The organism is Pedobacter miscanthi, from assembly GCF_003315595.1.
Taxonomy (GTDB): Bacteria; Bacteroidota; Bacteroidia; order Sphingobacteriales; family Sphingobacteriaceae; genus Pedobacter; species Pedobacter miscanthi.
The window spans coordinates 298,735-311,666 of record NZ_QNQU01000003.1; the positions used below are offsets into that span (position 1 = coordinate 298,735).

9 protein-coding genes are annotated in these 12,932 nt (G+C 36.8%); 8 read left to right on the forward strand and 1 reads right to left on the reverse strand.

The features are described 5' to 3' along the window. Positions 1–11: 11 nt before the first annotated feature. The 8 genes from DRW42_RS05035 (at position 12) to DRW42_RS05070 (ending at position 10,016) form a co-directional block, all read left to right on the forward strand. Positions 12–3,578 (forward strand): SusC/RagA family TonB-linked outer membrane protein, encoded by a 3,567-nt coding sequence (locus tag DRW42_RS05035; RefSeq protein ID WP_244215189.1) that lies wholly within the window; start codon positions 12–14, stop codon positions 3,576–3,578. A 15-nt stretch (positions 3,579–3,593) separates the two neighbouring features. Beyond that, a complete protein-coding gene (locus tag DRW42_RS05040; protein ID WP_113947735.1) occupies positions 3,594–5,180 on the forward strand; it encodes a RagB/SusD family nutrient uptake outer membrane protein in 1,587 nt (528 codons plus the stop codon). A gap of 2 nt (positions 5,181–5,182) precedes the next feature. After that, complete coding sequence (locus DRW42_RS05045) at positions 5,183–6,076, forward strand: zinc-binding metallopeptidase (RefSeq protein ID WP_113947736.1); 894 nt, start codon at positions 5,183–5,185, stop codon at positions 6,074–6,076. A gap of 11 nt (positions 6,077–6,087) precedes the next feature. Next, a complete protein-coding gene (locus DRW42_RS05050) occupies positions 6,088–6,891 on the forward strand; it encodes a DUF4302 domain-containing protein (protein ID WP_113947737.1) in 804 nt (267 codons plus the stop codon). 530 nt (positions 6,892–7,421) lie between these two features. Then, positions 7,422–7,694, forward strand: coding sequence for a hypothetical protein (locus tag DRW42_RS05055; protein ID WP_113947738.1), 273 nt, complete (start codon positions 7,422–7,424; stop codon positions 7,692–7,694). A 4-nt stretch (positions 7,695–7,698) separates the two neighbouring features. Then, positions 7,699–8,094: a DUF983 domain-containing protein gene (locus tag DRW42_RS05060; protein WP_113947739.1), complete on the forward strand. Its 396-nt coding sequence runs from the start codon at positions 7,699–7,701 to the stop codon at positions 8,092–8,094. A gap of 258 nt (positions 8,095–8,352) precedes the next feature. Continuing rightward, entirely contained in the window at positions 8,353–9,015 is a 663-nt protein-coding gene (locus DRW42_RS05065) for a DUF2461 domain-containing protein (protein ID WP_113947740.1), read from the forward strand. A gap of 161 nt (positions 9,016–9,176) precedes the next feature. Next, complete coding sequence (locus DRW42_RS05070; protein WP_113947741.1) at positions 9,177–10,016, forward strand: OmpA/MotB family protein; 840 nt, start codon at positions 9,177–9,179, stop codon at positions 10,014–10,016. 148 nt (positions 10,017–10,164) lie between these two features. On the opposite strand, the gene DRW42_RS05075 is transcribed toward DRW42_RS05070, so the two are convergent. Beyond that, on the reverse strand, positions 10,165–12,699 hold the full coding sequence (locus DRW42_RS05075; RefSeq protein ID WP_147243665.1) for an NACHT domain-containing protein: 2,535 nt from the start codon (positions 12,697–12,699) through the stop codon (positions 10,165–10,167). Positions 12,700–12,932 lie beyond the last annotated feature (233 nt).

Below are 12,932 nucleotides of genomic sequence, written 5' to 3' on the forward strand. Positions count from 1 at the left end.
TGCTATTAATTATGAAGTTAGTTACGGTCATATTGCTTGCCTCGTTAATGCAGGTAAGTGCAGCTTCATTTGGCCAGCTGGTTACATTAAAGGAAAATAATGTAACATTGGAGAAAATGTTCAAAGAAATCAGACAACAAGCTGGTTACGATGTTCTATTATCTACCAATAAAATAAAAAGTACCACAACAATTAATGCGGACTTCAATAATGCAACCATTGATGAAGTAATGCGGAAAATAATTTCGGGGATAGATTTAACCTATACAATTGAGGATAAGACTATTCTAATCAGACCCATAGAGAAATCACTATTTGATAAAGTTGTTGACTACTTTGCCGAAGTTAAGGTAACTGGTAAAGTAAGAGACAAAAATGGAAATGCTTTACCAGGCGTAAGTGTTAAAGAAAAAGGAGTATCAAATGGAGTATCAACAAACAGTTCAGGAGATTATACAATCAGTGTAAACGATCGTGGAACTTTGGTTTTCAGTTATGTTGGTTATAAAACTATCGAAGTGGCAATAAATGGCAAAACAAGTGTCAACGTAACTCTAGAGGAGGATGCTGCGCTGCTAAACGAAGTTGTAATCACAGGTATGGGTACACAGGTTGATAAACGCACATTTACAGGGGCTACCTCAAATTTAAGGGTCGCCGATGCAGAAATAGGTGGTTTGCCCGATCCAAGTAGGATGTTAGATGGTAAAGTTGCCGGTGTTGTGGTTCAAAATACCTCAGGTACATTTGGTACCGCACCTAAAATCAGGGTTCGTGGTGCAACTTCTATTTATGGAAGTTCTAAACCACTTTGGGTTGTTGATGGTGTGATTTTAGAAGATGTGGCCGACGTAAGTTCCGACGCTTTATCATCGGGTGATGCCTTAACCTTAATCAGTTCGGCTGTAGGTGGTTTAAACTCAAACGATATTGAGTCGTTCCAGATTTTAAAGGATGGTGCTGCTACCTCTATCTATGGTGCTAAAGGTATGGGTGGGGTAATTGTTGTAACAACCAAAAGGGGTAAAAATGGTGTAAGTTCTTTCAACTATGTATCAGAATTTACAACCAGGGCAACACCTTCTTACAATAACTTTAACATCATGAACTCTCAGGAACAAATGGGTGTTTACCAGATGTTGGAGCAAAGAGGTTGGTTAAATAACTCTTCAGTTGCCAATGCATCTAGCAGTGGTGTTTATGGAAAGATGTATCAATTAATCAATTCTGGTCAGCTTCTAAATACACAGGAATCTAAAAATGCTTATTTAAGAGAAGCTGAATACAGAAATACCGACTGGTTTGATCAGTTATTCAGTAATGCTGTTGCGCAAAATCACTCCATCAGTATTAGCTCTGGTAGTGAAAAAGCACAATATTATTCATCTTTAAGTGCAATTAGCGATCCAGGATGGTCTAAACAAAGTAAATTCAAAAGATATACGGCAAACTTTAATGCCACCTATAATTTACGCGACGACTTAAAATTAACCTTACTTTCTAACGGATCATACCGTGATCAGAGAGCGCCTGGTACTTTAGCTGGTCGTACAGATGCTGTTTTTGGTAGAATACTTCGTGATTTTGACATCAATCCATTCTCGTTTGCCTTAAATTCATCAAGAACATTAGATCCAAATGAAACTTATGTCAGAAATTATGCGCCATTCAATATTCTGAAAGAACTGGATAATAACTATATTGATTTAAATGTTGCTGATGTTAAGTTTCAGGGTGAAATCAACTGGAAAGCCTTAAAAACGTTAAACTTTAGTTTTCTTGCTTCAACCAGGTATCAACAAACCTCACAACAGCACTATATCAAGGATGAATCTAACCAGGCAATGGCCTACAGGGCAATGGGTACAACGATCATAAGAGATGCCAACCCATTATTGTATACAGATCCTAGTGTATTATATGCTGTTCCGGTTTCAATTTTACCATCAGGTGGTATTTACAACCGTACAGATAATAAATTAACGAGTAACGATTTCCGTTTAATTGGCCAATACAATGAAACTTTTGGCGAAAAACACACGATTGACTTCGTGGGTGGATCAACCTTAAGTAATATCACCAGAAATAACAACTTTAACAGGGGTTGGGGTTTACAATATGGCTTAGGTGAGATTCCTTTTACCGATTATCGTATTTTTAAAAGAGCTGCTGAAGAAAACACCAATTATTTCTCGGTTGGAAACACCAGAAGTAAAGAGGTGGCATTTTTTGGTGAAGCGGCTTACACTTACGATAATAAATACACCATTAAAGCAACCGGAAGGTACGAAGGTTCTAACCGTTTAGGTAAAGCTACTTCTGCCAGATGGATGCCAACCTGGAGCGTATCAGGATTGTGGAATGTAATGGAAGAAAAATTCTTTAAAGACCTGAATACACCGTTTTCTAGCTTATCATTAAAAGGTTCTTATGGTTTATCGGCCAATAGAGGACCGAATTATGTAACCAACTCACAGGCTATTTACAGCAGCTACACGCCATGGAGACCTACACCTGGTGATAAAGAAGTTGGTTTACAACTTGATAATTTAGAGAACTCGGAATTAACTTACGAGAAAAAACACGAGATCAACATCGGTACAAGTTTTGGTTTATTCAAAAACAGAATTGCGGTAGATGTAGACTGGTATAAGCGAAATAACTTCGACCTTATCGGTATCGTAAATACACAAGGTTTAGGTGGTGAAATTACCAAATATGGTAACGTTGCCGATATGAAATCGAGCGGTATTGAGGTAAGTCTTGCTGCTACCATCATTAAAAACAAAGATTTCTCTTGGACTTCTAACTTTATCTACACGCACACGCAAAATAAAGTTACCAAATCAGAAAATAATGCAAGGGTTATTGATTTAATTACCGGACAAGGTTATGGCCGTCAGGGTTATGCAGCACGTTCGTTATTTTCAATCCCATTTGTAAAATTACAGGATGATGGTTTACCGGTATTTACCAATAGCGATGGTTCTGAAACCGTTACTGGTGTATATTTGCAAAACAGAGATAAAACAGATTTCCTTAAATATGAAGGTACTTTGGAGCCAACAGACTTAGGAAGTTTTGGTAATATATTCTCTTATAAAGCATTCAAATTAAACGTGTTCCTTACTTATTCTTATGGTAACGTAGTACGTTTAGATCCAGCCTTTAAAACAGGTTATTCTGATTTAGATGCAACTACCAGAGAATTTTTTGATGCCTGGACTGTTCCTGGTGATGAGTTGAGAACCAATATACCAGTAATTTTAGATTCGAGATATATCAGGAACGACTCTGATTATGGAATCGCTTACAACTCTTATAATTACTCTAGTGCAACTGTTGCTAAAGGTGATTTTGTTAGGTTGAAAGATATTTCTTTATCATACGATTTCCCTAAAGATAAATTAGCCAAAATAGGCCTTGCCTCTGCAGGATTGCGTGTTAATGCAACAAACTTATGGTTGCTTTATGCCGATAAGAAACTTAACGGACAAGATCCTGAATTTGCAAATGCGGGTGGTGTAGCCATGCCATTGCCAAAACAATACACCTTAACATTAAGAGTTGGATTTTAATTAATGACATTTAAGATGAAAAATAAATATTTATTTGTAGCCATTGGTGTAATTACAAGCTTAGGTATTTCTTCATGTAAGAAATACCTGGATGTATTACCAGATAATAGAGCAGAATTAAATACTACTGAGAAGATTGCCAAAATGCTGGTTTCTGCCTATCCACAAAATTCGTACGTTTTGGCAACCGAATTGTCTTCAGATAATGTTGACGATTACGGAGAATCGAATCCTTATGGCGACAGAATGTCGTCGCAGATATTTAACTGGCAAGACGTAACTGAAACCAACAATGACGGTATTGATGTTTTATGGGGTTCATGCTATAGTGCTATTGCCAGTGCCAATGCTGCACTAGCAGCCATTGAAGAACAAGGTAACCCCGCATCTCTTTCTGCACAAAGGGGGGAAGCATTGGTTGCAAGAGCATACGGACACTTTTTATTGGTGAACATTTTTGCGCAGCATTATTCACCTACAAAATCAACAACCGATTTAGGTGTAACTTACATGACCAAGTCTGAAACTACCCTAAATCCTAAATACACTAGAAATACAGTTGCTGAGGTATACGATTTAATGATCAAAGATTTGGAGGCTGGCCTTCCATTAATTAATGATGCATCTTACGTAAGTGCTAATGCAGCTAAATTCCATTTTAATAAGTCGGCTGCAAATGCTTTTGCTGCAAGGTTATTTCTGTATAAAGGCGATTGGCAAAAAGCAATTGACTATGCTACTGCTTCTTTCAGTAATGCACCTTCTGCTTACTTAAGAGACTGGGCATATATTTCAACTTTTAGTGCAAATTTTGGAAATACTTCAAGAGAGTACAATGCCAGTTCTATTAAAGCTAATTTTTTAATCAATACACCTGCTTCTAATATTGGGATTCAATTTGGGCCTTATTATGATGGTAGCCGCTATTCTCATGGCAGGTATATTGCCGACAGGGAAACGGTTTTAACATTAAGAACACCACATGGTACTTACACTGGGGCTCCTGGTTACAGGATCAGAACCTATGTTTATTCTGGTGCAAACTTAGATAAGGTTTTATTGCCACACGATTCTTATCAGTTTGAGATTACAGATCCTGTTGCAGGTTTTGGTTTCAGACATGGTGTATTTGCATCATTCACAGCAGAAGAGGCTATACTTACCAGAGCAGAAGCTAATATCATGTTGAAAAATTATTCAGCAGCAGTTGCCGATATGCAACTTTTTGTAAGCAATACCTATACAGTTGCTAATCCGGTTGTTTCTGAAACTTCTATTAATAACTGGGCTAACGGAATGGCGTATTCAACTGCGGCAGTATCAACGGCTAAAAAGAAATTTAATGCCGAATTCCCAATTGAAGCCGGTACGCAGGAAAATATGCTTCATGCAGTATTGTACTATAAAAGGATAGAAACTTTACACACTGGTTTACGCTGGTTTGATGTAAAACGTTACGGAATTGAAATCACCAGACGTACTATTGTTGCCGGTGCAGTTGGTCCTATTAGTACTAATACCCTGGTAGTTAGAGATAATAGAAGGGCATTACAATTGCCTCAAGATGTAATAAGTTCTGGTTTAACACCTAATCCAAGATAAACATGAAATTCGTAAAATTTTATACCGTCCTATTTGCAAGCACGTTAATGATTACTGCTTGTAATAAAGAAAAGTTGGATCCAAACAGTGTTTTTGTTGATTCGACTATTGAGAAAAATCCATTAGATAATTACATCTACAATAATTACGTGTTAAATTATAACATCGATATTTTATACAAGTTTGTAGATAAGGAATCTGATCAAAACTATAACTTGCTTCCTGCCAGTTATAATAGCTCGATCCGATTAACCAAATTATTTAAATATTTAGGCTTTGAACCTTATGATGACATCACAGGTAGCAAAGCATTTATTAAAAGGTATTTTCCAAAAGTGATTAATTACATTGGAGAAGCCGCTTATAGAAATAATGGTACCAAAATTTTGGGTACAGCAGAAGGTGCGAAGAAAATAACACTTTATGAAGTAAACAGATTAACTGCTACTACAGGTGCTAACGCTGATTTTTTAACAGACAGTTATTTTCACACCATTCACCATGAATTTCAGCACATTTTAAATCAAACTACAGAGTTTCCTACAAGTTTCAGATCAATTTCTGGAAACACTTATGTAGATGATCTTTGGGTTTCAAACTGGGCTACACCAGGAGCAGCAATTGCGGCAGGTTTTATATCACCTTATGCGAGCAGTTCTGATAAAGAAGATTTCGCTGAACTTTACTCGTTTTACATTACATTATCCGCAACCCAGTTTAATGCAATGTTAAATGTTACAGGTAGTACTGCTGCGGGCAGAACCATTATCAACAATAAAATCGTAGCGGTTAAAAACTATATGTTATCGGTTTGGAATATTGATATGGATTTATTAAGGGCTAATATTATAGCCAGAAAAGCCAACTTAGTCAATTTCGATCAAACAACATTATAAGTTATTATATTATGAAAAGAAATTATTATTTATTGTTATTGATACCATGTTTTCTTTTTGCCGCTTGCGATAAAAAGAGAGAACGGGTATTTGAAGATAGTCCAACCGAACGGTTGAATGCCGCGGTGGCCAATGCACAAACCATCCTGAAAAGTAAGCCTAACGGCTGGATTATGCAGTATTTCCCAGGAGATAATGCACAATATGGTGGTGCTAATCTTTTTGTAAACTTTACATCAAACGCCGATGTCAATGTACAAGCTGATTATGTATCAAGTAATGTAACCAGTACTTATAAGGTTTACCCTGGTGCCGGACCAATTTTAACTTTCGATACTTATAACTCGATTTTCGGTTTTTTTGCAGCGCCTGGTGCAATTTCTCAGCAAGTTAATAATGATGTTGGCTTAGGCGGTGATATCGAGTTCTTAGTAATGAAAGCTACAGCAGACTCGGTAATTTTAAAAGGCAGAAAAAGAGGCAATCGTATTGTATTGGTACCTATGCCAGCGGGTTCAGCTACGGTAATTACCAATTACAAAACTTCATATGCTCGTTTCTATAGTCCTAATTCATATCGATTTGAAACTGCAAAAGGTCAAACCGAATTAGAATTTGGCTGGTTTAATAGTTTGCTTTCAATGACTACAACTTATTCAGTAAGGGCAACAGAAACCGGCGTATCTTTTTATGCTGAATCTGAAATTGATGGTATTAAGTTTAAAGATTTAACTTATAAGCCAGCCACAACTGCTTATCCTAATGGTTATTATGATAATGCTGCAGGAACTGTAAAACTGGTTCCGGTATTTTAAACTTATCACAATCCTGTAAAGATCTCCGCCACTTGTGCGGAGATCTTTATCTTAAAATTTTTGCTAACCCAGATCTTCTTTAATGAAAACAATAATTTTTCAGATAATGAGCTATCTCATTTTTATTTCCAATCATATCTGCTTTTTATTGATCAGGGAAAAACCCATTTCTCAGTTTTGATGGGAGCTAACATAATATTGGCATTGATCGTGATTTTGTTAGGCTTGTATGACTATCAGCTTCATTATAAAAAACAGGAGGGGTCAGTGTTTCGTTTGGCCTGCTTTTTATCCTGAATATTACGATGTGGGCATTCAATGGTGCCTATCTGTTCGTCGCCATCAATGCCGTATTATGGATCGCTTTCTTTTTATTTAAGAAACACCTTGTAGTGAAAGAAAATTTGGCAGGGTAATTTAGAGAAATATTCAAGCTCTCATAAATAGGAAAGCCTCACCCTAAAAAGTGAGGTTTTTTTATGACATAATTTTTAAACCCCTCCATGCGTTTATTCTTATATTTGTAATCCATGAAGAAGAAAGCAATTTTTATCCTGTTTGTGCTGGTATTTACCTGTGCTATAAGTCCTAATGTAAATGCACAATGTGCCATGTGTAGCATTAACGCCGAGCAGGGTGCTAAAAATGGCAATACGCAAACCGCAGGTTTAAATACTGGCGTATTGTACCTGTTATCTGTACCTTATTTAATGGCGGTAATTGTGGGTGTGGTTTGGTACAAAAAATACCGTAAAAAGAATATCCACCTCAACATGAAGAAAGAACCTTTTAACTTAAATTAAAAGAGTGCAGGGCCAAACTTCAAAGTTATATGCCATTGTGCATTGTAAATGCCCGCATTGCCGTAGGGGATCTATTTTTACCGGCACCATGTATGGCTGGAACATTCAGCATACCAAAGAAATCTGCGGTCATTGTGCACAGCGTATCGAGATTGAACCCGGTTACTTTTATGCCGCCATGTATGTAAGTTATGCCATGAACGTAATCGAAATGCTTCTGGCCAGTTTCATTACTTATTTGTTTTTCGGACCGCTTACCGATGCTACTTTCTGGCATTACCTCATCGTTATTTTTGCTGGCTGTTTTATCCTGTACCCCTTTAATTACCGGTATTCGAGGATCATATTGCTTCATATTTTATCGCCGAATATAAAGTACAAGCCGTATTACGATAAGTGATATTGGTTAATTGTTTAAATTGTATAAATCGGTTAACTGTTGGTTTGGCGTGAATTAACCAATTTGCAGTTCACAATTTGCAGTTACCAATGAACAAATGACAAGTGAACGAATAAACCAATTGGCTGTTCGCAATTCCCAATAAACAAATTACGAATGAGGCAATCGCCAATGAACAAATAACAAATTACGAATGACCAATAAACATTTTGCAACGATTAACCAATTAACCGCTTAACCAGTTAACCATAAAACTGTATGCTTAAAAAAGAAACATTAAACTTTATAAAAAACGTTGCCGAAAACAATAATCGCGAATGGTTTGCAGCAAACAAAGATGTATACGAAGCTGCAAAGGCCGATGTGCTTGAACTTGTTGCAAGTTTAATTCCTGAGCTGGCCAAGATAGATCCGTTACTTTCGGCAGAGGCCGATCCTAGAAAGAGCCTGTTGCGCATTTACCGGGATGTACGTTTCAGTAAAAACAAAGACCCTTATAAAAACAACTTCGGTATCTGGTTTTCGGCCAAAAGCAAGGGTGGCAATGAACCGGGCTATTATCTACACATTCAACCCGGCAAAGGTTTTCTGGCAGGTGGTTACTGGATGCCTGAAGCACCACATTTAAAACTTATCCGGCAGGAAATTGATTATAACATCGGCGATTTTAAAGAAATCATCAATGAAAAAGATTTTAAGAAAAACTTTAAGCTGGGTGTTGATAACGCATTAAAGAATGCCCCAAAAGGTTATGACCCCGCAGATCCTAACATCGAATTTTTAAAGTTGAAAAGCTTCGAAGCCATTACAAAAATTGATGATGAAGAATTTTTAAAACCAAACCTCGTTAATAAGTTGATAAGTTCTTTTAAAACAGTACAACCTTTAGTTGCATTTTTACGGAACGCCATTGAGCAGTAATAATCAATAACCAATTTGCAATAAATAATTAAGAACCAAAAAGTAATTTCGAAGCAATACTTTCTTAATACTTGCTACTTAATACTTGCTACTGAATACTCGCTACTAAATACTTGATACCTAATACTCGAACCTAACACTAAACCCTGAAAATAAAAACAATGAAAAATACCTTTCTTGCCTTTGCCTTTCTCCTCTTTATTTCTTCACTAACTTCCTGTGTGGTATTATCGCCCAAAAAGTATAAGGCTTTATTGGGAACGAAAGATTCGCTTTATACAGCCTTTAACGAAGGTTTGATTAAAATCGAAAATCTTGAAAAAGAAGTGGCTAAATTGAAAAAAGATACCACATTAATGGCCGAAGAACTGCGCGACCTGCAGAACAGCTACAATACCGTTGATGCAAACTATAAAAAGCTTAAAAGCAACTCCTCAACCGAAATTACCAAATTATCAGGCGATCTGGCCGCCCGGGAAAAACGTTTAAAGGAAGTAGAAGAAGTTTTACGCAAACGCGATGAAGCCACCAATGCATTAAAAGAAAAACTGCAGCAGGCTTTGCTGGGCTTTACCAAAAGCGGTTTAACCGTTGAAATTAAAAACGGTAAAGTGTATGTTTCTTTAACTGATAAACTTTTATTCCCTTCAGGAAGTATCATTATCGATGAAAAAGGAAAACAGGCTTTAACGCAATTGGCAAACGTACTGAAACAGCAGCCGGAAATTAACATTGCTGTTGAAGGACATACCGATAACCAGAAAATAAACAATTTAGGCCAGATCAAGGATAACTGGGATTTAAGTGTGCTCAGGGCAACATCCGTAGTACGTTATTTAACTGAGAATGAAAAAGTAGAGAGCGTAAGGATGACAGCCACCGGTAAAGGCGAATTCCAGCCTCTGGGTACCAATGCAAATGCTGATGGCAGAAGCAAAAACAGAAGAATTGAGATTGTGCTTTCTCCAAAACTGGATGAACTATATAACCTGATTAAATAGCAGTTGGCAGTTTACAGTTTACAGTTGGCAATTTGCAGTTAACAATTAAACAATCCTGCAATTGAACAATTAACCGATTAGCCCAATGAACTAATGACTAGTGAACTAATGAACTAAAAAAGTCTTGCATAACCTGCAAGACTTTTTTTTATAAATTCTGATGGCGGCGGTACGATTTTAAAATCTTAAAGGTATGTTCAAACTCACTACCGCTCAGGTTCGAATAATCCGGCATCGAAAGTTTATGTACCGTTAAGAAATTAAGCAGTTCTTTAATCACATTCGATACCTCTTCCGATTCTTCGGTATGTTTTAGGGTATCTATTTTACTCAGCAGAAGCGAAATCTCGAACATCTTAAAATCGTTATTTCCGGTAATTTGGAGACCTGCATTGGCTTCTATCAGCGCCTGTTCATAATTGTTCGTTGCATTATAAAAGTTTGCTTTAAAAATACTGAAACTGGCCAGGATAAAATTAGTGTGGTAAGTATATTCGCTGCTGATAATCTTATCCACAAACTGCATAATGCGTTGTGCCTTTTTAAAGTAGTTAAGTTTAATATAGGTTTGACCTAAGTGCAACAGCAGGAACGGCGAAAAAACGGAATGCCGTACGTAAAAAATATTAGGATATTTACTTAAAATAGCCATAATAAAACGATGGCACTCTGCATAACTTTTTTGTGAAAACAGGGTAATTAATACCAGACGGTAGGATAACATTTCAGTTGCCGTAATCTCATCGTTCCTTTTCGGACCGCTCCGGTCTATATCCTGGCAAAGTTTGATAATCTTATCTTCTAATGTTTTGCTCTCGTTAGGCTTGTTTACAATATTGTTGTAAAAATACAGGATCAGATCATAAGGGTTGATAGGAAACAGTTCGCCAAGACGTTTGTAATTCCTTTTAAGCAATTGCATGGTGTTGGCCAGCGATACTTTATCTACATCGATCAGATTTACGTTACACTCTATTACGTGCAGCATGATCTGTATATCCTCGTTCAGTACATTTTCCGAAATGGTTTTGATGGTTTCCTTATAAAGTGTACTCATCGTGCGGCCCGAAGCCATAATATCGATAAAATCGACACCGATGCTTAACTTATTAAAGTTGGAATTTGGCTTGGTAAGTTCGAATTTGGAAACATAACAGAAAAAATCAAAAGCAGTATTTTTCTCCCTGTTGGTAAACGGAAGTTTAAAAATGTTTTTTAGTGCCGCAATTTCGTTCCTGTTGATGCAGAAACGGATAGACCAGTTTAAAATATGGTCTCTGCGGGCATTTTGTGCCGGAAAACTGTTTAAAATATATTCAAAAAATGATTTTCCGGGTTTATATTCGAATTTATCGGTAATCTGTATAAACAGAAAATAAGTATAGATATCGTCGCTTAAGAAGCGTACAATTTCAGTAGGTATGGTAGTGCTTAACCTCTTTTCCTCGATAATAATACCAGCATGCAGTAATTCTTCGTAAGCATCAGGATAACAATTGATATAACTCAATATCTTTTCTTTCGATACCCTTAGTTTTTTATTCCCTTCGGATATGCAATCGCTTATTTTTTTGAGGAGGAATATCTTTTCTGTACTCTTTTTTGCCAGGAATACCCGCTTTTCTAAGAAATAGCTGATTAATTCGTAACAAAGCAAAGGATTACTTAGCTCAAGATGGTGGTTCTCATCCTTGAGCTTGAAATAAACCTGTAACCAAAATGGTGTTTTAAACTGGGCCAGCAGGGGAGGGCTTACATCTGCCCGGTTGATAATCTTATTTTCGATGTGGCTAAGGGTGTAAAGCACCTCATCGGCATTTAGCGGCGGTACATTGCTTAGTGTATCTTCATCATAAAATAAGCCTGTATACCAGGCTTTAGTTAAAGATGCAGAACCGTAAATAGCAGGCTGTAAATTAATCCAGCTGTTTGTTCTTAAACCGAAAATAAGTTTAACAAAATTATTTTCTTCTATGCTGTATAAAAAATCTATAAAAGTTTTAAAATGGTTGCTTCTGGCAAGCAATTCGTCAATGCCATCAACAATAATGATGAAACGGCCTTCGCGCTTTTCGGGATTTTTCTTAAAAAAACTGATCAGTTCGGTTAAACTGCCAAATTTGAATTCCTTTAAAAACCAATCTTTTAATGTACTGCCATTCTGTATAATGGTGCTGATGCTGGTAGAGTTTATCATCAGCACGATATCGTTTTTGTACAGGGCATTTTCCGAAAAGAAAAAATACTCTACCATGTGTGCCAGTAAAATAGACTTACCCTGCCCGGGTTGTGCACTTACCGTGGTAAACTGGTAATTGTTTTTTAAAAAATAATCGAAATCGGGGTAGAAAAAGCTTCTGTTCGCTGTGGCGCTAAACGGAACACCTGAATTATTTTTTTTGGCAATTAACGAAATTTCGGTAATGGCATGTGCTTTTAGTTTTAAATCCTGCCATACACTCTGAACGGAAGTGGTCTGGTTTTCCTTGTCTTTACAGAACGAATCCCAATCGTTATAGCCAATATACTGTGAAAGGCTATTTAGGGTGAACAATGAAAATTTGTGCAGCGTATTTGCAAATCCGAAGAAGCGCTTAATGGTTGTTTCGCTTACATAGTTCTTCGTTTCCTGGAATACATATTCGGAAATGATCTTACAATGGGCTGGGTCGATGTTTCTCAAACCAGATTTTATAAGGACAAACTTCCTGAGTTCGATAAGGAGATCGTTAGCGTTCATGAATTGACTGATGGGATGACTAGCGCTAATGTCATCATAATTTCACAATTGAGGAAATCTATTCAGCAAGAATGCTCTGTATGAATAAAATGAATGAAAGCTATTGCACGAAAATGAATAGCAATGGATAAGATAGGTTGCTAATCTAGGTATAGATTTGTCATAATTATATAATG

Bases quoted from the DNA above. Each gene is read 5' to 3' on its own strand.
- DRW42_RS05035 (WP_244215189.1), top strand. From the start codon at position 12: ATGAAGTTAGTTACGGTCATATTGCTTGCCTCGTTAATGCAGGTAAGT.
- DRW42_RS05040 (WP_113947735.1), top strand. From the start codon at position 3,594: ATGAAAAATAAATATTTATTTGTAGCCATTGGTGTAATTACAAGCTTA.
- DRW42_RS05045 (WP_113947736.1), top strand. From the start codon at position 5,183: ATGAAATTCGTAAAATTTTATACCGTCCTATTTGCAAGCACGTTAATG.
- DRW42_RS05050 (WP_113947737.1), top strand. From the start codon at position 6,088: ATGAAAAGAAATTATTATTTATTGTTATTGATACCATGTTTTCTTTTT.
- DRW42_RS05055 (WP_113947738.1), top strand. From the start codon at position 7,422: ATGAAGAAGAAAGCAATTTTTATCCTGTTTGTGCTGGTATTTACCTGT.
- DRW42_RS05065 (WP_113947740.1), top strand. From the start codon at position 8,353: ATGCTTAAAAAAGAAACATTAAACTTTATAAAAAACGTTGCCGAAAAC.
- DRW42_RS05070 (WP_113947741.1), top strand. From the start codon at position 9,177: ATGAAAAATACCTTTCTTGCCTTTGCCTTTCTCCTCTTTATTTCTTCA.